24 protein-coding genes and 1 tRNA gene are annotated in these 24,721 nt (G+C 37.2%); 13 read left to right on the top strand and 12 right to left on the bottom strand.

Going from position 1 to position 24,721, the window contains the following annotated elements; translation table 11 throughout:
• Positions 1 to 110: 110 nt before the first annotated feature.
• On the bottom strand, positions 111 to 491 hold the full coding sequence (locus HDE68_RS23555) for a hypothetical protein (protein ID WP_183884680.1): 381 nt from the start codon (positions 489 to 491) through the stop codon (positions 111 to 113).
• A gap of 208 nt (positions 492 to 699) precedes the next feature.
• Between HDE68_RS23555 and HDE68_RS23550 the strand changes: the two genes are divergently transcribed.
• Together HDE68_RS23550 and HDE68_RS23545 are read left to right on the top strand one after the other, a co-directional pair.
• Entirely contained in the window at positions 700 to 1,116 is a 417-nt protein-coding gene (locus HDE68_RS23550) for a cupin domain-containing protein (RefSeq protein ID WP_183884679.1), read from the top strand.
• A 266-nt stretch (positions 1,117 to 1,382) separates the two neighbouring features.
• Positions 1,383 to 1,781 carry a hypothetical protein gene (locus HDE68_RS23545; protein ID WP_183884678.1) on the top strand — a complete coding sequence of 133 codons (399 nt, stop codon included), beginning with the start codon at positions 1,383 to 1,385 and terminating at the stop codon, positions 1,779 to 1,781.
• A 182-nt stretch (positions 1,782 to 1,963) separates the two neighbouring features.
• Here HDE68_RS23545 and HDE68_RS23540 read toward each other — a convergent pair whose 3' ends face one another.
• Positions 1,964 to 2,317 (bottom strand): winged helix-turn-helix transcriptional regulator, encoded by a 354-nt coding sequence (locus HDE68_RS23540; protein WP_183884677.1) that lies wholly within the window; start codon positions 2,315 to 2,317, stop codon positions 1,964 to 1,966.
• A 108-nt stretch (positions 2,318 to 2,425) separates the two neighbouring features.
• On the opposite strand from HDE68_RS23540, the gene HDE68_RS26670 reads away from it, so the two are divergent.
• From HDE68_RS26670 to HDE68_RS23525, 5 genes are all read left to right on the top strand, one after another.
• Positions 2,426 to 2,800, top strand: coding sequence for a nitroreductase family protein (locus HDE68_RS26670; RefSeq protein WP_317617727.1), 375 nt, complete (start codon positions 2,426 to 2,428; stop codon positions 2,798 to 2,800).
• 99 nt (positions 2,801 to 2,899) lie between these two features.
• Positions 2,900 to 3,058 carry a hypothetical protein gene (locus tag HDE68_RS26665; RefSeq protein ID WP_317617726.1) on the top strand — a complete coding sequence of 53 codons (159 nt, stop codon included), beginning with the start codon at positions 2,900 to 2,902 and terminating at the stop codon, positions 3,056 to 3,058.
• A gap of 926 nt (positions 3,059 to 3,984) precedes the next feature.
• Positions 3,985 to 4,674 (top strand): HAD family hydrolase, encoded by a 690-nt coding sequence (locus HDE68_RS23530; protein WP_183884676.1) that lies wholly within the window; start codon positions 3,985 to 3,987, stop codon positions 4,672 to 4,674.
• 7 nt (positions 4,675 to 4,681) lie between these two features.
• Positions 4,682 to 4,936, top strand: coding sequence for an NAD-dependent epimerase/dehydratase family protein (locus tag HDE68_RS26425; protein WP_221300927.1), 255 nt, complete (start codon positions 4,682 to 4,684; stop codon positions 4,934 to 4,936).
• Between the two features lie 11 nt (positions 4,937 to 4,947).
• The gene (locus HDE68_RS23525) at positions 4,948 to 5,625 is read left to right on the top strand and encodes an NAD-dependent epimerase/dehydratase family protein (RefSeq protein WP_260171850.1); all 678 of its coding nucleotides are present in this window, start codon (positions 4,948 to 4,950) and stop codon (positions 5,623 to 5,625) included.
• A 552-nt stretch (positions 5,626 to 6,177) separates the two neighbouring features.
• Here HDE68_RS23525 and HDE68_RS23520 read toward each other — a convergent pair.
• The 4 genes from HDE68_RS23520 to HDE68_RS23505 all read right to left on the bottom strand — a co-directional run bounded on the left by HDE68_RS23520 (position 6,178) and on the right by HDE68_RS23505 (position 10,286).
• Positions 6,178 to 6,975, bottom strand: a complete 798-nt coding sequence (locus tag HDE68_RS23520; protein WP_183884675.1) for a hypothetical protein — start codon at positions 6,973 to 6,975, stop codon at positions 6,178 to 6,180.
• Between the two features lie 288 nt (positions 6,976 to 7,263).
• Positions 7,264 to 8,040, bottom strand: coding sequence for a Fic family protein (locus HDE68_RS23515; protein WP_183884674.1), 777 nt, complete (start codon positions 8,038 to 8,040; stop codon positions 7,264 to 7,266).
• Between the two features lie 85 nt (positions 8,041 to 8,125).
• Positions 8,126 to 8,212, bottom strand: a tRNA-Ser gene (locus HDE68_RS23510).
• Positions 8,213 to 8,279: 67 nt separating this feature from the next.
• Positions 8,280 to 10,286: an HD family phosphohydrolase gene (locus HDE68_RS23505; protein ID WP_183884700.1), complete on the bottom strand. Its 2,007-nt coding sequence runs from the start codon at positions 10,284 to 10,286 to the stop codon at positions 8,280 to 8,282.
• A gap of 200 nt (positions 10,287 to 10,486) precedes the next feature.
• On the opposite strand from HDE68_RS23505, the gene HDE68_RS23500 reads away from it, so the two are divergent.
• From HDE68_RS23500 to HDE68_RS23490, 3 genes are read left to right on the top strand one after another with little or no spacing between them, the layout of a single operon-like run.
• Complete coding sequence (locus tag HDE68_RS23500) at positions 10,487 to 11,818, top strand: sigma-54-dependent transcriptional regulator (protein WP_183884673.1); 1,332 nt, start codon at positions 10,487 to 10,489, stop codon at positions 11,816 to 11,818.
• Between the two features lie 9 nt (positions 11,819 to 11,827).
• The gene (locus HDE68_RS23495) at positions 11,828 to 12,118 is read left to right on the top strand and encodes an antibiotic biosynthesis monooxygenase family protein (protein WP_183884672.1); all 291 of its coding nucleotides are present in this window, start codon (positions 11,828 to 11,830) and stop codon (positions 12,116 to 12,118) included.
• 9 nt (positions 12,119 to 12,127) lie between these two features.
• Positions 12,128 to 12,667, top strand: a complete 540-nt coding sequence (locus tag HDE68_RS23490) for a YfiT family bacillithiol transferase (protein WP_183884671.1) — start codon at positions 12,128 to 12,130, stop codon at positions 12,665 to 12,667.
• Positions 12,668 to 12,715: 48 nt separating this feature from the next.
• Here the strand turns inward: HDE68_RS23490 and HDE68_RS23485 are convergent, their stop codons facing one another.
• Both HDE68_RS23485 and HDE68_RS23480 read right to left on the bottom strand, forming a co-directional pair.
• Positions 12,716 to 14,737, bottom strand: coding sequence for a cation:proton antiporter (locus tag HDE68_RS23485; protein WP_183884670.1), 2,022 nt, complete (start codon positions 14,735 to 14,737; stop codon positions 12,716 to 12,718).
• 15 nt (positions 14,738 to 14,752) lie between these two features.
• Positions 14,753 to 15,991: a cation:proton antiporter gene (locus tag HDE68_RS23480; protein ID WP_183884669.1), complete on the bottom strand. Its 1,239-nt coding sequence runs from the start codon at positions 15,989 to 15,991 to the stop codon at positions 14,753 to 14,755.
• Positions 15,992 to 16,275: 284 nt separating this feature from the next.
• On the opposite strand from HDE68_RS23480, the gene HDE68_RS23475 reads away from it, so the two are divergent.
• Together HDE68_RS23475 and HDE68_RS23470 are read left to right on the top strand one after the other, a co-directional pair.
• Entirely contained in the window at positions 16,276 to 17,172 is an 897-nt protein-coding gene (locus tag HDE68_RS23475; protein ID WP_183884668.1) for an aldo/keto reductase, read from the top strand.
• Positions 17,173 to 17,228: 56 nt separating this feature from the next.
• Positions 17,229 to 17,735 carry a hypothetical protein gene (locus tag HDE68_RS23470; protein WP_183884667.1) on the top strand — a complete coding sequence of 169 codons (507 nt, stop codon included), beginning with the start codon at positions 17,229 to 17,231 and terminating at the stop codon, positions 17,733 to 17,735.
• Positions 17,736 to 17,760: 25 nt separating this feature from the next.
• Here HDE68_RS23470 and HDE68_RS23465 read toward each other — a convergent pair whose 3' ends face one another.
• Genes HDE68_RS23465 through HDE68_RS23455 form a run of 3 tightly spaced genes read right to left on the bottom strand, consistent with a single transcriptional unit; the run spans position 17,761 to position 21,376 of the window.
• Positions 17,761 to 19,617 carry an ABC transporter ATP-binding protein gene (locus HDE68_RS23465; RefSeq protein WP_183884666.1) on the bottom strand — a complete coding sequence of 619 codons (1,857 nt, stop codon included), beginning with the start codon at positions 19,615 to 19,617 and terminating at the stop codon, positions 17,761 to 17,763.
• Complete coding sequence (locus HDE68_RS23460) at positions 19,592 to 20,728, bottom strand: metallophosphoesterase family protein (protein WP_183884665.1); 1,137 nt, start codon at positions 20,726 to 20,728, stop codon at positions 19,592 to 19,594. Before HDE68_RS23460 ends, HDE68_RS23465 begins: the two co-directional genes overlap by 26 nt.
• 6 nt (positions 20,729 to 20,734) lie before the next feature.
• Entirely contained in the window at positions 20,735 to 21,376 is a 642-nt protein-coding gene (locus HDE68_RS23455; RefSeq protein WP_183884664.1) for a DUF47 domain-containing protein, read from the bottom strand.
• Positions 21,377 to 21,928: 552 nt separating this feature from the next.
• On the opposite strand from HDE68_RS23455, the gene HDE68_RS23450 reads away from it, so the two are divergent.
• Positions 21,929 to 23,866 (top strand): KUP/HAK/KT family potassium transporter, encoded by a 1,938-nt coding sequence (locus tag HDE68_RS23450; protein WP_183884663.1) that lies wholly within the window; start codon positions 21,929 to 21,931, stop codon positions 23,864 to 23,866.
• Here the strand turns inward: HDE68_RS23450 and HDE68_RS23445 are convergent.
• Positions 23,863 to 24,657, bottom strand: a complete 795-nt coding sequence (locus HDE68_RS23445) for a helix-turn-helix domain-containing protein (RefSeq protein ID WP_183884662.1) — start codon at positions 24,655 to 24,657, stop codon at positions 23,863 to 23,865. The two genes, HDE68_RS23450 and HDE68_RS23445, sit on opposite strands and share 4 nt — an antisense overlap.
• Positions 24,658 to 24,721 lie beyond the last annotated feature (64 nt).

The following is a 24,721-nucleotide window of genomic DNA, read 5'->3' as shown; positions in this document are numbered from 1 at the left end:
AATAAGATAAATGAAAAGATACCTGCCGCTATTTTTTAATAACAGAGGTTAGTATGCAAGCTGATTAATACATATTTTGATATGTATAGACAGCAAGCGCATGGAATTATTTAACTGAAAGGCGAAGGCGGACCTTTATTTGTCCAGCTGATACCAGGAAGAAGTACCAGTTTTTGAAAATCACGATTACTGAGCAGTAAACTGGATTTTGTAAAGTATAATAAGGAGACGGATGATATAGACAACAGGGATGCTGGCTGATGATGTGAAAGTTGGTGGCAGAATTTACAGTTGATGTGATGCTTTTCAAAGCTGGATTTTTTGTTTGCCCCAAAAGTGTTTTTAAACACTGTCACAGTTACAGTTTCTGAGCTGCTTTCATGGTTATGAAAAACTTCGAGCACTGGTATAATGGTGAAAATAAATACCATCAAAGTGATGATAATTTTATTCAGTACAAGAAAAGAGGTATGGATACCTTTATTTTTCATGCAACAAAGATGCATTAATGTATTTGATTTTAGAAATTCTAATTGATATTTATCCGGTAATAACTGCATTTTGTATGTATGTTGCTGTAGTCAGGGATTATATGTGATGTCCTGTCTGTTGTTAGACAAGAGATGTCTACAAAGAATAACCGGATTTATCAGCACGATGATTGCTTTCGTATTTTGTACTCCTAAAAATCAAAATAAAATGACAACAGAAAATAACACATTAATTTTCCCTTTGGGAAATCCAGGGTCCGGTGAATGGTTCAATGGTGAAGTACATGTTCAGGGTTTAGTTTCTCCCGAACAAATGGAAGGACTATATAATGTAGGTCAGGTAACTTTCAGTCCGGGTGGCAGAACACATTGGCATACTCATCCGATAGGTCAGGTATTGCTGGTTATTGAAGGTAAGGGCTGGTATCAGGAAAGAGGGAAACCAGCGCAGGTACTTATTAAAGGGAGTACGGTAGCGATTCCAAAAGATGTAGAACATTGGCACGGAGCTTCTGCTGATAGTCAAATGGTCCATATTGCTATTTCAAATATGAAAGATGGGAATAATGTAGTATGGATGACTCCTGTTAGTGATCAGGAGTACGCGGAAACGGGGCTGGAATAGGCTGAGGCACAATGGCTGTAGTTTTTGACAGAGAAATGGCAGCTTCAAATGTCCGGAGTAGGCGGTTCATGTTGTCTTATACTCTTGTGACTTATCTTTTGTTGATTTTTGTTTGAATTATATGAATATACCTTTTTTAAAGGTTAGTGTGTTTTGTTTTTAAAAGTAAATATTTTTCATTTATTGGGTTTTTGAATGTATATTGGTAATTGTAAATGCTTTTTTGTTAACTAATTATCTAATATTAATCATAAAATCAAAAAAAAATGAAGACACTATCTATGTTTAGCCTCTTAATTATTTCAGCATTTTTAGCAAATGCTAAACCGGTGGAAATTAAAGATCCGCCGAAAGAAAGAAAAAATGAAGTTTTAACTGCGCCAATGAAGCTTAGTAAAGCGGCTTATATCTATGTTGCAAGACCAATACAAACTGAAATTGGACCGAGTGGTATATCATGTCCCTTTTCAATTGTTAAAAACGAGACTACTGGTGAAACAGTTACAGCTAGCTATAGTGGCTCAGCCATATTAAATGTAAGTGCAGGTGATGTTGTAACTGCTCTTTTCGATTTTTCGGGTCAAAGCTCTAAAAAGTTTACTGGTGCTGTAACTATTTCTGTATCAGAATTTAATAGCGGTTATAAAACTATTTGGGTTCGCTAGATATTCTTGTCTTTACTGAAAAGCTTGTTTATTTAAGATAAACAGGCTTTTTTATGCTGCTTATCGAAGATAAGCAGCATTTATGTTTCGCGAATGAAGAGGGATTCTAATAAAACAGCAGAAGAGTACCGCACCTTTCCAACCCCCCTCTCAACTTCGAAGACTCATCCTGTCACGTCCATCTATTTGCCAATAATCTTTTTCCGGTGATCTAAACCCCATTCTGACAATGCTATAACGACTTTTTCTAGTGTGCGGCCGTAGTCAGTAAGTTCATATTCAACGCCTATGGGTTGTATGTCTAATACAGTTCTTTTGATCAGCTGGTTGATTTCCAGATCTTTTAATTCACGACTTAACATTTTACCTGAAATCCCATTTACTTCACGCAGCAGATCCGTAAATCTCATTTTACTGAAAAAAAGCGAAGTAATAATAGTAATCTTCCAGCGTCCATTCAAAATATCCAGGGCGTCATGTACGGCAGGTATTTGTTTTCTGCATGTTTCTACCGTTTTTAGATCTTTTTCATCCATAATATGTTAGTTAGTATACTTTTTGTCACTGTTACTTTTGGTAACAATGTGACAAAAGTATATAAAATGTCTTTACTTTTGTCCTGTTAAATTAATTTTTTTTAAAAAATGGTCTTACTAGAAGCACTAAACTGGCGATATGCCACAAAAAAAATGAATGGACAAGTTGTTCCACAAGATAAACTGGATTATATTTTAGAGGCAGCCAGACTTGCACCATCTTCATCAGGTCTGCAACCCTTTCGCATTTTCGTAATTTCCAATAAAGAGTTACAAGAAAGAATGATACCTATTTCTGAAAACCAAAGCCAGATTGCTGATGCCTCACATTTATTAGTCTTTGCAGCCTGGGATGGTTATAGCCTGGAAAGAATAGAAGAAGTGTTTAATCAAACGATGGCCGAAAGAGGTTTGCCTGCAGATACCATGGATGGTTATAAACAGCGCCTCTGGAGTAAGTATGAACCACTTGGACAGGAATGACATGCAAATCATGCTGCAAAGCAGGCTTATATTTCATTCGGTCTGGCAATTGGCGCAGCAGCAGAACAAAGAGTTGACGCTACCCCAATTGAGGGCTTTTTGCCACCTGAGTTAGATGAATTATTAGGCCTGGACAAAATGGGTTTGAAAAGTACAGTTATATTGGCATTAGGATATAGAGATGAAGCGAATGACTGGTTAGTGGGGATGAAAAAGGTTAGAACTTCAAAAGAAGACTTTATAACGGAAATCGTTTAGCAGGTTGTAGGTGGGGTGATTTTTCTGAGGTTTATCCGATATAGATGAGGATTAGCTCGCTGCGCTCGCTGATCCCTTGAGGGGGGGCTTTCAACTTAACTGCGCTCGCTTCGCTCGTACGCATTTTTTGTTTACAGACCAGTCTTGCACCTGCGGCGCAGAACTGGTCTGTAAACAAAAAATGCTACTTGTCTTTCAGACAAGCAGCATTTAAGTTGAGCGGGGGAGAGGGGATTCTAATAGAACACCTTGAGGGGATTTTTGGTGTTTTGAGGCAGATTTTGGGTGTATAATCATCTAATTATAATTAAACATCAAATACAATTTCATCTGAGTTTGCAACTTAAGAGCTATATGATAAATTACCCACTTTAGCCAATTTCTGTTCCCCTTTTTTCCTTGCATTTTCTGAGGTAAAAAGATCTTGTAAGTAACAGCTTTTGTTAATTGAGATTGTGTTGAAATGCTATAAGTAATGAACAATGCCAATAATTTCACTGTTATTTTCAGCAATTATAGCATGTACCGGAATATTTTCATCGAAGAAACGTGACAAGATACTCTCAGTGATTACCGGGTCAAGTGATGTTGGTTCAGCTCTTCTATAAAACCGATTGTATTCATTCCAAAGGAGTAACCATTGTTATTTGTATTGACCAGATATTAAATGTCATCTTATTAATAGATATTAGATTGTGATTAGTTATGTTTTTCTGTGAAAACAGTTTTAAACTTCTTTAATAAGAAATTAACGTTATTCATCTAGTAAACGATGAAAACTTAGTTTTTAAGGATATTGTTGATCATAAATCAAAAATTACGGACAAAGAGGTGGGTTAGTTAAAAACATCCTTAGAATAGCTATATGTTGAATATCCTTAATCTTTCATATAGATCACTATCTTTGTAATCTATAATTAAAATTGATGAAGGACAAAATAAAAGTAGTGGCATTTGATGCTGATGATACATTGTGGGTTAATGAACCTTATTTTCAGGAAATTGAACATAAATTTTGTGCTTTATTGGAAGATTATCTTCCACATCATGATGTATCGCAAGAACTTTTCAAAACCGAAATGAAGAACCTTCATTTATATGGATATGGAGTTAAAGGGTTTATACTATGCATGATCGAAACTATTTGTCAAGTATCTAACAACACTGCTAATTTAGATTTAGTTGGTAAAACAATTCAACTTGGACAAGAATTACTTCAAAAGCCAATAGTGTTATTAGATGGTGTCGTTGAGGTATTAGAAAAGTTAAAAGGTAAATATACTTTAGTCGTAGCAACAAAAGGAGATTTATTAGATCAAGAAAGGAAGTTGAAAAATTCTAATTTGTTGGATTATTTTCATCATATAGAAATAATGAGTGACAAGAAAATAGAAGATTATCAAAAATTATTAAAACATCTGAATTGTGCTCCAGAAAATTTCTTAATGTTAGGTAATTCTATTAAATCTGACATTCTTCCGGTTCTAGAGCTTGGAGGCTACGCTGCTCATATTCCATATCATACTACTTGGGCACATGAAGAACAAGTACAAAGCATTGAGAATTCTGGATTTCTGCAAATGAAGACAATAGCAGAAATCTTTATGCATATATAATTATATTATGAAAGTACTAGTAACTGGTAGCTGTGGACATTTAGGTGAGGCAATTATTCGCCTTTTAATTGATAGAAATATTGAATATTCTGGACTGGATCTTAAGTCCTCAAAATATACTACACATGTAGGTTCCTTAACTGATCGTCATTTTGTTAAAGATTGTGTCAAAGGTGTTAAAGCGATAATTCATACTGCACTTTACATAAGCCGCATATTGCAACAAATAGTAAAACTGATTTTATTGAAACAAATTTATTAGGAACATTAAATTTGTTAGAAGAAGCGTCCTTAAATGATATTCAATCATTCATTTATAGTAGTACCACCAGTACTTTTGGTGATATGTTAAAGCCAAAAAGTGGAGATCCTGCTATTTGGATTACAGAGAAAACTCCTTCAATTCCTAAAAATATTTATGGTGTAACAAAGTTAGCTGCGGAAGATCTCTGTAATTTATTTTATCGAAATAATAATTTACCATGCATAGTTTTGAAAATAGCCAGATTTTTTCAGGAAGAGGATGACGATATTGGAGTAAGCTCATCATATGATGATTTAAATAGTAAAGCAAATGAACTTCTTTACCGTAGAGTTGATATAGAAGATGCTGCTATGGCCCATATTCTTGCTATGGTTAAAGCTCCAAGTTTAGGCTTTAATAAATATGTAATAAGTGCAACTTCGCCTTTCAGCAAAGATGATCTTTCGGAACTTAATATTGATGCTCCATCTGTAGTTTTAAAGAAATATCCTAATTATAAAGATATATATGAAAAAAAAGGGTGGAAGATGTTTCCGAAAATTGATAGAGTTTATGTTAATTCTGAAGCTATAAAAGATCTTGATTGGAATCCAAAATATAATTTTCAATATGTTTTGGATTGCTTGAAACAAAATAAAGATTACCGAAGTCAATTGTCAATAGATGTGGGCGTTAAAGCATATTAACACTATCTATCAGTTAGAGTATACAACTGTTGTTAAAATATCTATGGATTTCATCAAAAATGATTTTTGTTCACTTATGAGGGGTTTTAGATCGGGATGGAAGGTGCAATTGGCGGTGTTTTATTTAGGAGCATGAACAATTTAATGATAATATCAGTGCTCCAAATGATTCAAAAGGTAATTTATCTCGAATTGCTAAGGACAGACTTGATTGTGCTTCTGGTTTTATAATGCAAATCAAGATCTCAGATTAGTATGTACTGGTGGTTTTGGGGAGCATTTAAATACAACCCGTAAACCATACCATATTTATGAAAAGAAATACCTTGTTGACAGGGATATTCCGGGCTCAAATATTGTATAGACAGATTATCAATTATCCCAATGTTATATTCGTACCAGCATCTTCATCTTTATCCGAAGCAGAATTTAGCCATTTAGTTGAAAACGAAGCCAATGCCGTAAAAAAAGTATTTGCCCACAATTCTTAATGACTCTGTAAACAACTTATTTTGAAATTCCTATTACTGATGTAAATTCAATTAATATCGATTAAATCAAGTTTAAAAATCGAGCAATACTGGAATAGTGATCTAATTCTTTTTCGAAATCACCAATATCCCTTTCTTGATTTAACAGAGGGACAATGAGCCGGAAAGCAATAGCTCTAGCAACTAACGGGCGCAAGACATCCGTATTATACGATAATAAGTTTAAACTATTTAATGGCTGATCATGCCAGGCAATACTATCAACTATTAAAAGTGTTTCAGAATACTCCACAGGAAAAAAACCTGGTGTTAGATCTATCAATAGTGTTTGTTTATCACTAAAAAGCATGTTTCCTGCAAGATCGCAATGTACAAATTGCGTACTTAGACTTGGGACGCTTAACTTATTTAGCAAACTTTCAATGATTTCTGTTGCTTTAGACGGAATATCTGAAGGTATTGGGATTTTTTTGAATGCAATTCGTTGGGCTTTTTTCCAAGAATTATCCCAAAGTTCAAAATCCAATGGTCTATTAATATACTTTATTGCTTGATGGAATTTTCTACTAATTTCTAGTTTTTCCTTTAATCTATTTGGAACAAAAGAACCATCAAAATAATTTGTGGCTCCATATCCATTTTCGATAAATTTACCGGTTTTAGACCTAATTGGTTTAGCAACATTAATCCCTTCAAAATCAATGTCTTCGAGTGCAGAGCCCATCCAATTATATTCCTCTGGATTATTTATAGGTTTTAAGACGATATGTCCAACCTTCACAGAGGTATTTTGACCACCTGAAAGAAATTGTACATTTTCATCAGAATTTCCCCCGAATAGATCGGCTATTGCTTTCATTTTGTTTGGATTATAATTTGTAAAAATACAAAAGCAAATATATTGCTCTTGTAATAAATGTAATCTTAAATGGTTGTATTCTGCTACTTTGGTACACTAATCAATGATATATAGTTTGACGCTTTGATCGTAACATTCGCTGTTTCTTTCAGGGGGAAGAGGGCTTCAAACACTTAATGACCCAATAATTTCTAAGATCGAAGAAACCCTCGTTTTGCTCGTAATAGAGAGTTTTATAAGCCCAGTAACGGATTGAGTCTTTATGATAGTTTCTGACTCTTAATCTTTTTATGTTACAGACTTTGGCAACATCAATAAAAATGATAATGCTTTTGAATAGTCTAAATCCTGATATTCCAATCCTAGGGCTCTTATGTTGCTATAGTAAGTTTCATGCTGAGTATAATAGTATTTCTCAGATTGTACAAACCAGGCTTTAGCACCTAGTTTCTGAGCAAGGAACCATTTTTCAAGCAGACGGGCACTGCGCCCGTTCCCATCATTCCAAGGATGTATTTTTACAAATACGAGATGAATCATGCTGGCAAAAAAGAAAGTCTCTGATATAGTTAGTTCAGTATTCAATAATATCTCCAGATCAGTGTACAATTTATCCATTTCAGACGTCACTTCAAAAGGAGTAGCTGCTACATACTCAATACGACCGTCTTTTGTGGTGACAAACATATTTTGATTTCTAAACTTTCCCAGCCAGTTTGTAGATACGATATGTCTGGCTAAAAGGGAATGCATCTCTGCAAAAGTCTCTTTATCTGGTCTGGTTTCTGAAGCGAATTGGTAAGCAAGGTACAGATCGTCTATCTTGCGGGTATAATCAGGTTGAAATTCAATGTGAAAACGCTTGTGTTTGATGTAAGAATCTAATTCTATAGCTTCCCCTTCAATTTTACTGGAATACACCGATGCTACTGAAGTATAAAAACTAAATTCCTCTGTAGAAAGAGGGGCGTCTTCCAATTGATTAAATGCTGTAAATAAAGCTTCCTCATTAACAGTTGTCTTGTACTGTTCAAGCAAGTCTTTTGGGATGATTTGTAAATCCATTTCCAGCATTTTTTTCCTCTTGTTAAATAAAGATAAACAAAAAAGCCTGCTCATCTTAAGATTGCAGGCTTCTTGTTCATTTCAGCGGAGGAAGAGGGATTCGAACCCTCGGTACCGTTGCCAGTACGACAGTTTAGCAAACTGTTCCTTTCGGCCACTCAGGCATCCCTCCGTTTAAATTTGTTACCCGTTTTCCGGGGTTGCAAATATAGTAATAGTATCATTAAAACAAAAAAAAATTAAACATTTTGTAGGTAATCTATACGCACATGATAGATGCTCATAAGCATTGTCTTGAATATCAGCTTTATAGTTTCTATATCTTTTAACGTTAAATCGCAATTATCTAATTGATTTTGTTCCAGCTTGTAGTTAATGATGCGTTCAACCAGGTCATTTATGTTTTGCGCATTAGGATTTTTGATACTTCTTGAGGCTGCTTCGACCGAATCGGCAAGCATTAATACCCCTGTTTCCTTAGAAAAAGGGATAGGACCAGGGTAACGGAAGATATTTTCATCTACAAATTTCTCTGGAGAATTCTTCAGGAAGGACTGATAGAAATAATCTACACGTGTATTTCCATGATGTGTTCTGATAAAGTCAATCACACTTTCCGGTAACTGATGTCTCCGGGTAATCTCAATACCTTTATGGACGTGCTTAATGATGATCTGTGCACTTTGCTCATAAGGCAGTTTATCGTGCGGGCTTAAGGTCGTATTCTGGTTCTCAATAAAGTACTGAGGGTTTTCAATTTTACCAATGTCATGGTACAAAGCACCGGCCCTTACGAGCAGCGAATTTCCACCGATTTTAAAGATTGCAGCCTCAGCTAAATTAGCGACCTGTAAGGAATGCTGGAAAGTTCCCGGAGCTTTAAACGCCAGTTCTCTTAATAGCTTGTTATTCGTGTTGGTGAGCTCAATCAGAGCGACATCAGAAGTTATTCCAAATACACGCTCAAAAGCATAGATCAGCGGGTAAGCCAGTAATGATAAAAGAACACTGATAATAAAAGGTACAAAGTTGATCCATTCAATATCTTTAAATGAACCATCCCTTAATAACGCAATCCCTACGAAACAGATAAAATAAGCTGTTAAGATAAATAATGCAGATAATAACAATTGTTCTCTTTTGATCAGGTTTCTGATACTATAGATCGCAACCATACCTGCAGTAACCTGATAGAATACAAATTCAAAGCTATTTGGGACAAAGAAGCCTGCTATCAGAATAACAAGTAAATGGAGGTACAATGCCAGCCGGGTATCAAAAAGTATCCTGATGATAATAGGAACAATACAGAAAGGGATATAGTAAAGACTTGGCATATTGAGTTTAATAGACCAGGTCAAAGCCAGTAGCAGCATGGTAATAATTAACAGCAGTAATGATAACTGTCTGTTATCGCTGAAAATATCTTTTCTGAACATAGAAAGAAATACCATCAGCAGGGTCAGAATAAATCCTACCAGTAAGATCTGGCCAAGATATACCAGTTTACTGTCCCCGATAGTCTTGGTCTGTGCTTCATAAGTCTCTTTGAAAGATTGAAGTTTCTGGAAAACCTCATCGTCAATCACATTATTTTTTGCGATGATCAATTCTCCTTTCTGAACCATCCCACGGGTAGTCGAAAGACTATTGATCGTATTGTTCTGCACAATTGCAGTCAGTTTTTCATCAAATACAATATTGGGCTGTAAATGATCTTCCACCAGATTCATCACGACCTCTTTTTCCTTTACTTTAATAGAGGTAAAGGTGGTATTGAAATAATCCAGCGCAGTTTGTACCGTAAATACATCCTGTGTACTGATCGTTTTTGTGATGTTGTTATTTAAAAGGGAGATGTCATAATATTTCCGGCCCTTTTGATGTTTAGGGTTTAAGGCTATAATCCCTTTCTCGTAAATACTTTTTAATAATTTGAGTGAAGCAATTTTATTCGGGTTTTTCTCTTCTTCTGGAAAAGCATTTCCGCGCCATTTAACATCAAACTCATTCATATAAGCCTCTTCTACAGTAGCGTATAACTCTGTATTGTAACGGTAAATAGGAAGGACATTCTCCAATGCGTCTTGCTTATCGGTATTTACCTGCGGATTAGTCTTCAGGATTGCAAAGCTGAATGGTGAAACAAGATCTTTGTTCAGCCAAACTTTACCCTTTTGAAATTCATACCTGAAACGCGGTTGTTTAGGTAAAAAGAAGGTAATGATAAGTACAGTGAGTACCATCATAATATATTTAATATTTGATGAATACTTTCTGTAAAGGATTTTATGTGAATTCTTTTTGATTTTAGCCAAAACGGTGCGGATTTTTATTGTACAAAAATAAGATTTTTTAATGAATATGACCGTGTTACCAATTATTACAGGATCAGTCTTGATTACATATGTCTTATTATAACTATTTTTGACGAAATTTTGTAACTATGCAGCAAAGCGTTCTGATTATTGATGATGAAAAAAAGATATGCAGTCTTTTGGCGAGAATTATAGAACTGGAAGGATTTACTGTATTTCAGGCCAATACGGGCAAAGAAGGTCTTAAAGTATTGGCAGCGCAAGAAGTTCATGTAGTTATCAGCGATGTTAAATTGCCGGATATCAATGGGGTAGAGCTAGTTAAACAAATCAAAGAAATCAAACCCTATGCGGAAGTGATCAATCTGACTGCTTTCGGAACTATTCAGGATGGGGTAAAGGCCATGCGAAATGGCGCATTTGATTATATCACTAAAGGAGATGATAATGATAAAATCATCCCGTTAGTTTATAAAGCTATGGATAAAGCAAAACTGCAATACCGGGTATTTGAGCTGGAATCCAAAATACAGAAACAATATGATTTCACCGCTATACTGGGACAATCCAAACCTATTTTAGCAGCGATAGATCTTGCCCGCAAAGTGGCGCCAACAGATACTACCGTTTTATTATTAGGAGAAACAGGAACTGGTAAAGAAGTTTTTGCTCAGGCTATTCACTTTGAAAGCCAGCGGAAAGTAAAGCCATTTGTTGCTTTAAATTGCAGTGGGTTTAATCCTGATTTGCTTGAAAGTGAGCTGTTCGGTTATAAGCAGGGTGCTTTCACCGGCGCTCAGAAAGATAAAAAGGGCTTATTACAGGAAGCTAATGAAGGGACCTTATTCCTGGATGAAATTGGTGAAATGAACCTGGATTTACAGGCCAAGTTATTACGTGTGCTTGAAAATCAGACTTTTATTAAAGTAGGGGATACTCAAACCACCAAAGTAAATGTCCGTATTATAGCCGCAACAAACAGAGATTTAAAAACAGAAGCAGAAGAAGGCCGGTTCAGACTGGACTTGTTCTACAGATTGTCAGTTTTCTCTATAGAACTCCCTTCTTTAAATGAAAGAAAAGGTGATGTACTGTTAATTGCCAAACATTATCTGAAACAATTTGCTGCTAAAGTGAACAAACCTGATTTTACAATGGATGAGCAATTTAGTGCAAATCTGCAGAACCATGTTTGGAAAGGAAATATAAGAGAACTGAAAAATGTGATAGAAAGAGTAGTTATTTTATCTGATGGTCAGATTCTTAACGCCAGTTTACTTCCTTACGAATTTCACCATGAAGCAGTAGAAGGAGATGGGATGAAAATGGAAACTGTCGAAAAAATGCATATCATTAAGGTGTTAAAATATACTGGTAATAATAAAACCGAAACTTCACGTTTACTCGGTATAGGGCTGACAACTCTTTATCGTAAACTGGAAGAATATCATATTTCCTAAAAAAACAGCATGATACTTGAACAAGCTATATTAAATGTTTTGCCAGATCAGACTGCACAGTTTGAACTTGCTTTTGAACAGGCACAGCAGATTATATCCAGAATGCCGGGATATATTGATCATGAACTTCAGCGCTGTATCGAAAATCGGGAACAATATCTTTTGCTGGTGAAATGGGAAACACTCGAAGACCATACTGTTGGGTTCAGGACATCGGCAGAATACCTGAAGTGGAAAGAACTGCTTCATCATTTTTATAATCCATTCCCTAAAGTTGAACACTATACCAGAATCTTTTAAATACTAACTATGGAAAATTCTCAGGAAAAGCATGCTTATCCGATCGGACGTTTTGTGCCGGCAGCTACTTATACACCGCAGTCACTGGCCTCGTGGATAGGTGCGATCAGATCTGTTCCACTGCTGCTGGACTATTGCATTGAAAACCTGGATGAAGCACAGTTAAATGTACCTTATCGGGAAGGTGGCTGGAATACGATACAGGTGATCCACCATATCGCTGATAGCCATATGAATGCCTATATCAGACTGAAACTAGCCTTGACAGAAGACCGGCCAGCTATTACACCTTATGAAGAGCAGTTATGGGCAGAATTACCTGATGTGACTGATGTACCTTTAAATGTTTCGATTACACTTATTCATGCCTTACACCGCCGCTGGACTTCTATGTTAATGCAAATGACAGATCAGGACTGGAACAGGGAATACTATCATCCTGTTTCTAAAACTTATGTCCCTTTATGGCAAATGACTAACATCTACAGCTGGCATGGAAAACACCATGCCGAACAGATTTTATCATTGCGTAAGCGAAAAGGCTGGTAAAAAACTGCGGACTTGAAATCGGCAAGAGTTCAAATCCGCAGTATAATTCTAAATCTGCGGATAGATCAGCAGCTTAGTTTGTGATTCAAAAAGATGTTCCAGTTTACGCTGCGTAAAAGTAAGAGAAAGCAGATAAGTAGTTTCTTGTTTCCGATCTAAAACTACAATCATAAAGTCATCAGGCATCATCTTTTGCTTTAATATTCTCCAGTCTTTCCAGATTTCAGTTGCATCAAATTTAAAGGTAATATTAGCTTTAATTGCTTTTAAAGCATGTTCAATATGAATCTTCGTCGCGTCATCACAATAGCAATTCACAGATAAGCTGAGTTCAGTGCTGAGTTTGCAAACTTTAGCCAGCCATACCTTCATGTTTTTCTCCATCAGATACGCCGGTGGACAAATTAGTTGTATCCCTGTATGCACTGTGATTGGTTTATTGAGATACAGAATAAATAAGTTAGCTGGTGATTTCTCAATCAGTGCAGCAGATTTGTCCCCTAAAAATTTATCAATCACTGTCGACTTCCTTGGCCAGCCGGTAATAATAATATTCGATGACTTTTCTTTTGCAATACGCAGAACGCCACTCGATACGTTGTGATCTAATGTAGCAATCACTTTGACCAGTGTATCATTACCAGAAGCATATTTAACAGAATCATTTAATTTTTTACGGGCGATCAGCAGATTTGCCTGTGCATTATCACTATCGGGCACTACAGAAAGCAGGTTAATTGGTCTTTCTGAAGCTTTATCCTTGAACAATACGGCAAGATCAAGCATGGTCTCCATATTATTGAAATCCGCAATAGGAATTAAAATGTTTTCCTGGTCCTGTACAGGTTCGGGACCGGAAATCTCTTCCTCAGAAACAATATCCCTGCTGGCTTTTTCGGTCGCAAAAGAAGCAAATACACAGGTAATCAGGATCAGTATAATTGTTCCGTTAAGAATGTTATCATCGATTATTTTGGCCTTGTAACCTACTAATATAATAGCCAGTGTGGCTGCGGCATGTGCACTGCTCAATCCGAAAATAAGTAAACGCTGATTTTTAGTGTATTTAAAAATCCACTGTGTGAGTGTCGCAGAAAAGTATTTACCAGCAATTGCCACTAAAGTTAATGCTCCGGCAACTACCAATGCTTCAGGCCCTCTGAACAATACGCGCAGATCGACCAGCATCCCTACACTGATCAGAAAAAAGGGAATAAACAAAGCATTTCCCACAAACTCGATCCTGTTCATCAGAATAGAAGAATGCGGAATTAACCTGTTTAAGGCCAGTCCTGCCACAAAGGCCCCGATAATAGGCTCGATACCGGCCAGCTGTGCTAAGAAAGCAGAGAAAAACACAACCGATAAAACGAAAATATAATGAGAAGTTTTCTCACTTTCCAGTTTAGTGAAAAACCATTTGGCGATTTTTGGGATCACAATAAATACCGTTGCTGTAAAGATTGTGAGCGAGATGGCCAGCTGTATCCAGAAAGAACTGTTCAGCTCGCCTTCTACAGAGCCCATAATGACTGCCAGAATAATCAATACTGCAGTGTCAGTCAGGATTGTACCCCCAACAGTTACTGCTACTGCTTCATTTTTAGCGATTCCAAATTTATTGACAATAGGGTAGGCTACTAAAGTATGTGTAGCGAACATGCTTGCTGTCAGAATTGACGTTAGCAGAGAATAATGCAGCAGATAATAACAGACCGGGAAACCAATGAGAATGGGTACTGCAAAGGTTAGAAAGCCAAAGATAAAACTCTTATGTTTCTTCTTTTTAAACTCTGCCAGATCAAGCTCAATACCAGCAATAAACATGATATAGAGTAAACCTATAGTGGCAAAAAGCTCTATTGCCGAATTTTTTTTAAGGATATTAAAGCCATTCGGGCCGATAAGTATCCCTGCAATGATAAACCCTACAATGCCGGGTATTTTTATCTTCCCCAGTAAAATAGGGGCAATCAGGATGATAAATAGTAATAATGAAAATATCAGTACCGGATTAGTAAAAGGCAGCTGAAATTGCTTCGTGATCTGATCGAAAATATTTGTATGCATATATTCATTATGAATTTATTTTACCAATTTGTTAACTACCTTATTTAAGGTCAATCCCTGTACGACAATTGAAAATATAACGATGATATAACTTGCAGAAACAATCAGTGGTTTATAAGGTGAATCAGGTAAAGATAAAGCAAGTGCAACGGAAATACCACCTCTTAATCCGGCCCAGATCAGAATTCCTAATCTGTTATAATCTGTTTTCAGCGATCTTTTCATCAGGATAGTCGGCGCAGCAATACTCAACCCTCTTGCAATCAGTACAAAAATAACCGAAAGTAAGCTGATCAGCCAGTAGTTTTTAAAGAAAGGTATAATTACAATCTGCAACCCAATCATCACAAAAAGAATTGTATTCAGCAGATCGTCGATCAATCCCCAAACCTTATCGAGTATATCCTTCAAATGTGCTGTATTTGAATTTTCACCAATCTTCATGTTACTCAGCATTAACCCTGCGGTCACAGCAGCTAATGGAATAGAGACATGAAGTAACCCGCCAACAACAGAAATTCCCATGACCATAGCTAAGGTGATCATCAATATCGTTTGCAGCTCATCCACTTTCTTAACCAGACGGGTGCAGAAATAACCTGATGCTACACCGAGTAAAATACCTCCGAATACTTCCTGTGCAAACAAAAGTGAAGAATGTGACCAGGAAAATGCCATACCTGTATTTTCTGTTAGCTCCCTTAAGGTTACAAATAAAAGGATACCCACACCGTCATTAAAAAGCGATTCACCACCAATGATAGTTTCCAGTGAAGGTGGTATTTTTGATTTCTTTAAAATTGATAATACAGCCACAGGATCAGTAGGAGAGATCAGTGCACCAAAAAGAAAACAATACATCAATGGGATTTCTATATGAAGAAAAGATGCGGCCCAGTAAAAAAGAAAACCAAATATGGTCGTACAGCCTATAACACCTACTGTACTCAAAATCAGTACAGGCCTTTTTTGTGCTTTAAGTTTTTCATAATCAAAATGTAATGCACTGGCAAAAAGTAAAAATGCCAGCATGACATCCAGCAGGGTTTTAGTAAAATCTATACTTGAAGTAAGCTCAGCAATAAAATTATAAACTGAAGGAAAGGTCTTTCCGGTAATCATAATAACTACCGAAAGACTGATTGCAATAACCATGATACCTATAGTACCGGGTAATTTAACGTAACGGTGATTCAGATAAGAAATGAGCGCGCTGATGGTTACCAAAATGGTAATCGTAGTAAAAGTATCCATTAATTTAATTGGGGTTTATTCTCTATTTATTATTTTTCAAACAACAAAATAGGTTAAATTGTTCAGTTTTGATGGCTTAAGCGGAAAGGTTTTTTAATTCATGAATCGAAATCATTGCCTGTTAATCTTAAAAACAGGAACAAACAATTGATAACGAGGCCCTGGTAAACATTAGTGGAAATCTGTTGCAAGATTGAAAAAAACAATTAATTTAGTCATTTCACAAGCTCGCCTAAAAAAATGATCCTTTTGTTGAGCCGGGACACATTATAAAGATAAATAAGATGCAATATTCAAAACTTGGAAAATCTGATCTTGAAATCAGCAAAATTGGATTCGGCTGTATGTCTTTATCAGGCAACACCAAAGAGAATGAACTGATCATTGAAAAAGCGGTTGAACTTGGGATTAATTACTTTGATACAGCAGATCTTTATGAGCATGGGGAGAATGAAGTTAAAATAGGTAACCTGTTAAAATTAAAACGGGATCAGGTTATTATTGCGACTAAAGTTGGAAACCAGCACAGAGCTGACGGAAATGGCTGGGACTGGAATCCAAAAAAGGAATATATTTTGTCAGCAGTCGAAGGAAGCCTGAAAAGACTGCAAACCGATTATATTGATCTTTATCAGTTGCATGGCGGAACTATGGAAGACCCGATTGATGAAACTATTGAAGCCTTTGAGATTTTAAAACAACAAGGGAAAATCAGACATTATGGTATTTCATCTATCCGGCCAAATGTGATCCGTGAATATGTTCAGCGATCCGGAATTGTGAGTGTAATGATGCAGTATAGCCTGCTGGACAGAAGACCGGAAGAAGAATCTCTGGAATTGCTCCAAAAAAATGGTATTGGTGTATTAGGACGTGGTAGTATTGCCCAGGGACTATTAGTTGATAAACCGGCAGCTTCTTATTTGAACTGGTCGGCCGGAGAAGTTGCCCATGCTGCAGAAATTGTACATTCCATAACCGGCAGAAACAGTTCTTCTGCGCAGACAGCTATACGTTTCGTTTTACAAAACCAGGCTTTAAACAGTGCTGTTATGGGAATAAGAACTCAGGCACAATTAGAAGATATTGCTGCGGCAGTTAATTTCCCTAAGCTTACTGTACAGGAAATGGATTTACTATTAAGAGTATCACCAGCAAACTATTATTTAGCGCACAGATAACAGCTCAGAACGGCAGGTTTAATATCAGGGGCTCCATTTAACAAAAAAGACAATAAATGAAATTATCATTCGGAACAGAAGTCAATCATCAGCCTAATTATTTTCTGGAGAAAATATGGAAAGGTCTACTGCTAGGTCCAGGAGACCTGGACGGAAGTTATCAGGATTTCCAGCGTCGTCATCTCGAGAAATTTGGCAAATGCTGGGATGGTGATAACTTTGGCGAATTTCTGGAAGCCAAAATCCATACTATCCGCAGAGATTTGGATAATGAATGGAGAGCAGGAATGGAAATTCAACTGGTTATTAATCTGAATTCCATTGACGAATTTCAATTTGCACCTATATTGAGGTGTCAGTCAGTGCAAAGGATACAGATTGACTATTCTAATTTAATTAATGATGATGGGCCAGCTGTTTTTATAAACTATGAACTGATTGACAAAGAAACATTAGTGCGTCTGGCCATCAATGATGGTTTTGCAACTGTAGAAGACTTTTTTCTTTATTTCAATGAAGAATTTACAGGGAATCTGATTCACTGGACGCCTTTAAAATACTGATCGTAAACAGAAACGGGCAGCCAGCTTAACGATAACCCATAGCCTGGAGATTAAACAATTCGGCATAACGGCCGTTTTTATCCAGTAATTGCTGATGGCTTCCTATTTCTACGAGTTCGCCTTTTTCCAGTACAAGGATCCTGTCAGCCATTCTTACCGTAGAAAAACGATGGGAAATCAAGACTGCCGATTTTCCATGGGTAAGTTCCGAAAAACGCTGAAATACCTCGTATTCAGCCCTGGCATCCAGTGCTGCGGTGGGTTCATCCAGAATTAGTAATTGCGAATCCTTCATATAGGCTCTTGCCAAAGCTACTTTTTGCCATTCTCCGCCAGAAAGTTCCACACCTTCCGAAAACCGCTTACCCAGCATCTGGTCATAATGTCCCGGTAATTTGGCGGCAAGCTGATCAGCCAGACTCTGATGCGCAGCAGATTTTATCAAAGGATCATTTTCTTTCTCTTTGATATTTCCAACCGCTATATTTTGAGAAAAGCTCATCTGATACCGGATATAATCCTGAAAGATAATCCCCAGGTTCATCCTTAAATCAGCGAGGTCATATGCTTTCAAATCTATTCCATCCAGTAAAATTCGCCCTTCTGTAGGATCATATAACCGGGCCAGCAGTTTAACCAGGGTAGTTTTTCCTGCCCCGTTTTCACCAACTAAAGCCAGTTTTTCACCAGCAAATAAAGTAAAACTCAAATGTCTGTTGGCCCAGCGCTCAGAATTCAGGTAACGGAAGCCGACATCTTCGAAAGTAAAACCGGTTTGAATAGGTCTTGGGAAAGGAATAGGTTTTGCAGCTGTGGTAATCTTTGGATTAATCTCAAAAAACTCAAAGAAGTCACGCAGGTAAATAGCTCCCTGAGATACGGCAGTAAAACGGGTCAGGATGCCTTCCAGTAAAGCTCTCAGCTGGCGGAAAGAGCCTGCTAAAAAAGTCAGTTCACCAATAGTGACTTTCCCTGAAACTGCATCCAGGATAATCACGATATAAGCACCATAATATCCCGCTGTGCCTAATAAAGCAAAAAAAGTTCCCCATGCCGAGCGTTGTATAGCCAGCTTTTTGTTCGCAAGATAAAACCTGTCTGATAAAACTGAAAAGCGATCGATGACAAAACCTGAAAGATTAAATATCTTGATTTCTTTAGCAGTTTCGTCACTGGCACCTAAAAAACGAAGATAATCCAGTTCCCTTCTTTCGGGGGTTTGCCCTCTTGTTAAAGCATAACTCTGGTCATTGAAATAAGATTCTCCCAGAAAAGAGGGGAGGATAGCTACAAACAAAAGCAGGATCAGCCAGGGATTAAATACAATCAGTCCTGCTGCCAGAAAACCCATTGTAATCAGATCCTGTAGCTGGCTCATCACTTGTGAAAGCAAAATAGTCCTTCCTACAGTTTGCTGACGTGCACGCTCCAGTTTATCATAAAAGATAGAATCTTCAAATTGATCCAGGTCTAAGGTGGCTGCATGAGCCATAATCTGTATCGAAGTATGTTTAGAAAAAAGATCCCCAAGCAGACTATCAATTAATGAAATCGCCCGGCTTAATAAATCTGAGCTTACTGCAAGTGCAAATTCCAGAGCAATCAGTTCCCAGAGATAGGTTAGATCATGGTTCTGAGGTGTTTTGCTAAACAGGATAACCTGATCAATAATCAGTTTACCAACATATAGCATGGCCAGTGGAGTTGCAGAACGTGCTATTCGCAATAACAAGTTAGAAATTGTCATGCGGGGGCTCGTCTGCCAGACCATTTTAAAGAAAGCCGGCAGGTTTCCCAGTGCAGCTAATCTTTCTTTTATAGTTAAACTTTCTTTTTTAGAATTTTGCAGAGAAGATTTATTGAACAGCCTGTTTGTCGCCATGCTTACAAAAATACGTAAACTCTTCGAACAGTGCTGCGTCTTCACCAGGTTTCAATCCCTCATGCGGAATTGCATAGTATTTTCCGTTAATCTGATGTCCTTCTTCGGTCTTTTCTATCTCCAGATTTAAAAAGCCATGCTGCATGGTACAGGCATTTTCTAAAGTAACTGTGTCGAAAAGCTCACTTTTATCCGTATACATCACCTCATCACTTTCTGCCAGCCAATGCAGTTCATCAAAACCACCTGCACCACAAACGATAAATGGAACTGTTTTTCCATTCGCATAGGTTTTATTGAAACGCTGATAATTATGGACATGTCCGCTTAATACAAGATCGGGGGTTACTCCGGCTGTTTCAAAACATGCTGCCATGAAATTAATCATTGGTAAACTTGAACTATGATTGAAATCTGCCGAGTAGGGGGCATGATGCACACAAACAATAATTGCTTTATCACTGTGTTCGGTTGCAGCTTGTTTCAGTTCTTCAATAAACCAGGCTTTTTGCTCTTCAGTAATCACTCCGAATTTGGGAACATTGCTATGCAGGCCTATGATATTAGCCAATGGAGTTTGTAAGGTCCAGTAGACATGAGGCTGCATTCCGCTCATACGATTTAGTTTCGAGCCGAAAGGAACAGGTCTTGGAGCCTTTCCACAAAATACACTTGTAAAGGGTGCAAGGCTTGAATAAGGGATTTTAGCGTTTGAATTGACATCACTGTCATGGTTGCCGGCAATGGCATAAACAGGGGAAGGATAATCTTTATAAGGTATGAAAAACTGACGTTCATACTGATCGGCCTCACCAAAATGATAAACGATATCACCTACATGATAAAGAAACATTGGCCGGTCTGCCGGGTTTTTAGCCTGATAATACTGTTTGCCCATTTCTTCTGCAATGAGCTTTTGAAAAGATGGAGATTTTAAACCTCCGGTATCACCAGCAACCTGAAAAACCATTTTATGCGGATCAGGCAAAGACATTTCTGGTTTTAAATGGTATGGATATTCTCCAAAGGGTTCTGGCAGCGGCTGGAATTTATAGTTGTCGTCTGGTTGGTTTAATTTGAATAATGGTGTTTTCTTATTTTCTGATGACATGCTTATCTATGCGTTTTTAATCAGGATAGCCTCAAGCACATTGGCTGCATCATCGCATTTATCGGTGGCCATCTCCAGGGTCTGGAGAATCTCTTTTTGCTTGATGAGCTCAATCGCATCTGTTTCTGAGATAAACAAACGGGCAATGGCAGTATTACAAAGAAAATCTGCCTGGCTCTCTCCTTTATTAATTCTTAAACAAACATCAGCAATAATTTTGGTATTCTTGAAATTACGGAGCTCTGTTATCGCTAATTCCAGATCTTTGGACATTTCTGTGATTAACTTAGCAAGATGTACAATTTCCTGACTGAAAACAGTGATCTTATACAATTCGATATTCAGGGAAGTCGCATAGATATAGTCTGCAACATCATCCAGCGCACTTACTAAAGCATGGATATCTTCTCTGTCAAAAGGAGTAATAAAATTCTTGCTCAGTTCCAGGAAGATTGAATGCGTAATATCATCTCCGGCTTGTTCCAGTCTTTCTGTTTCCCTGAAATGAGCTATTCTTTTCTCAGCATCTTCAGTAGTTACGGTCTGTAACAGGCTTTGCGATATTTTAACCAGATTTTTAGCATCCTGCTCAAACAGCGGCTGGAACTTTTTATCTTTTGGACTGAAGAAATTAAATACAGAATTCATGGGAATGGGGTTTCTGTAAAAATAAACAGGCAATGTTAAGTCTTCGTCAACTCTGTATGAGATTAGATATCAGGCAATCAGTTTCTGCAGATCAGCTTCGGGTATGAGCGTAGGATCTTTAAATTGTTTATTTAATAATCCCCGCCGAACCTTAATCGTTCGGGTAGTGGTCACGATTATCGCGCCCGATTTGTTGTAACTGTGGGAAATGTAAGAACCAACATTTGGGTCAAACAGTTCGATTCTAAAAAGTAATTCGTGGAAAATGAAAATTGGTAGCGGCACGGGGTAAAGGTAAATTAACAGTTTGGTAATATGTAATTATCATTCTGTTAATGATGTTTTTAAGTTAACATAGATTTAATATTGGAAAGGGAGATTTTTAATATTGAACTCTAAATTTATAGAAGAATTTTGTTCAGGGGCACTGTAGATTATCTTTAAGAATATTGTAAGATGTTTAAACAGATTGGATTAAATATTATTTTTTTAGAATTATACTACCCTTCAATGTAGAACAATCCCTACATTTGCGCCACTCAAATAAAAAAAATGGCAAATCATAAAGACGTCAATAAGCTAACCGCGGCAGGTTTACTCATTAGCTTAGGGATTATTTACGGGGATATCGGTACTTCTCCGCTCTATGTTTTTAAAGCAATTATTGGCGATAGACTCATTACAGCAGACCTGATACTTGGTGGTGTATCTTGTATCTTCTGGACATTAACACTTCAAACTACTATAAAATACGTAATCATAACGCTTCAGGCGGACAATAAAGGTGAGGGTGGTATTTTCTCTTTATACTCATTGGTTAAACGTAAAGCAAAATGGCTCATTATTCCGGCAATGATTGGTGGTGCAGCTCTTTTAGCAGATGGGATTATGACCCCGGCGGTGACCGTTTCTTCAGCAATTGAAGGATTAGGGATTATTTATAAAGATCTGCCAACCGTGCCGATCGTCATTTTAATAATTACCTTCCTGTTCGGTATTCAGCAATTCGGAACTTCATTTATTGGTAAAGCATTTGGTCCCATTATGTGGCTTTGGTTTACTATGATCGCTGTTTTAGGTGCTGTTTATGTGATGCAGTTTCCAGAAATACTGAAAGCTGTTAATCCTTATTATGCTTATCATATCCTGACCACTAATCCAGAAGCATTTCTGATTATTGGTGCAGTGTTCTTATGTACAACAGGAGCAGAGGCATTATATTCTGATCTTGGCCACTGCGGACGTTCCAATATCCGTGTGAGTTGGGTATATGTTAAAATCTGTCTGATTTTAAGTTATATGGGACAGGGTGTATGGTTATGGCAGTTACAGGGAAAACATTTAGGAGAGGTTAACCCATTCTTCCATATTATGCCAGACTGGTTCTTAATCTATGGTATCCTGATTGCAACTGTAGCAGCTGCTGTAGCAAGTCAGGCATTGATTTCAGGATCATTTACGCTGATTTCAGAAGCAGTCAGGTTAAACTTATGGCCTAAAGTTAAAATCAATTACCCAAGTAATTCAAAAGGACAATTATATGTGCCTTCTATGAACTGGGTCTTGTTTATTGGTTGTATCCTGGTAGTATTAATCTTCCAGAAATCAGAACATATGGAAGCTGCATACGGTTTATCAATTACCGTAGCTATGTTGATGACAACCATTTTAGTCTCAATTTTCCTGATGCGCAAAAAGGTTCCAATGTACCTGATTGTGATATTTTTAACTATTTACGGTGTGATCGAATTGACTTTCCTTGCAGGTAATGCAGTGAAAATACTACATGGCGGCTGGTTTACACTGATCCTGGGTATGTCGCTTTTCTCTATTATGTGGGCATGGTCAAACGGCCGCAGAATCAGAAACCGCTATATGCGTTTTGTGGATATAGAGAAATACTTCCCGATTATCAGTAACATCAGTGAAGATGAAACTATTCCTAAATATGCTTCACAGCTGGTTTATCTGACCAGTGCCAATTTCAATTTTGAAATTGAATCTTCGATCATGTATTCGATCATTCAGAAACATCCAAAAAGAGCTGATGTCTATTGGTTATTGCACGTAGATGTAACTGACGAGCCTTTTACCATGGAATATAAAGTAGAGCAGTTAGTAGACAAAAAACTGATCAGAATAGATTTCCGTCTGGGATTCCGTGTCGAACAACGTGTAAACGTGCTGTTTAGAAAGGTAGTGGAAGAGATGGTTAAAAACGGAGAAATTGATATTACCAGTAAATATGCCTCTTTAAAAGAGCATAATATCGCTGGGGATTTCAGATTTGTTGTGATTGAAAAAGTACTTTCGAACTCTAACAGTCTTCGTTTTATTGAAAGATTTACTATGGCTTATTATAGTATTCTTAAAACATTCAGTGTACCTGAAGAAAGAGGGTTTGGTCTTGACTTAAGCTTTGTAGCAGTAGAAAAGGTCCCTCTGATCGTAGATATACCTACTGATTTTTATTTAAAAAGGCTGGATTAATCCTTCTTGCCAAAATCTGACGGCCTGATATTAGTAAGCTGAAAAAATGCTTTACTAAAGGCCGCCAGACTATTATATCCTGTTAAGTAGGCGATTTCAGTAGTTGTCTTATCGCCAAACATAATCAATTCTATCGCTCTTACTGTTCTTAGTAATTTAAGATATTGCAGAAAGGATATGCTCATGGTAGATTGAAATAAGCGTGATAAAGTACGTTCACCCATTCCGAAACGGCTGGCCAGGTTTTCCAGTGTTAGTGGCTGGGCAAAATTCTGAGAGAGGTACAGCACGATAGGCCTTAACCTCGGATTTGAAGTTGTTGGTAATGCAATCGGGAATGATTTGGTGCTTAAGCGCGGCAATATATCCTTGATCGCCGACAGAAAACGATAACCTGAATCTTTTTTCTCCACCGTACCCGTCCAGTTTTCTGAAAAAACAAGCATCTCAAATAACAGACTGTTTAGCGGATAAATTCCCAGTTTTTGATAAAAAGGATCTAAATGATCATCTTCATTATAAAAGTATAAGCTATGGGTAACCGTAGCTGCATTTCTGACATTCAGATAATGGCCCAGGCCACCAGGAATCCATACATAGTGTCTCGCTGGTATGATATAAGTCTTATTTTCAATATGAATATAAGCAATACCACCCTCTACATAAGTCAGCTGACCTTTGGTATGGGAGTGTTTAGGCAGACTGCGCTCTAATTTTTCATGGACTATATATATGCTTTTAGGCTTAAAATCAATGTTTTTAAGATAGGCTGCTGTGTCTAATGATTGCATTGGCTGGAATGGACAAATATTTGGTAATATAGGTAAAATTACAGGTATTTCATAGCTGTAATTT

Origin of the sequence: Pedobacter cryoconitis, from assembly GCF_014200605.1 — a bacterium.
Lineage (GTDB): Bacteria > Bacteroidota > Bacteroidia > Sphingobacteriales > Sphingobacteriaceae > Pedobacter > Pedobacter cryoconitis_B.
The sequence above is the reverse complement of the archived record's forward strand: the minus strand, read 5'-3'. Positions and strand labels throughout refer to the sequence as shown.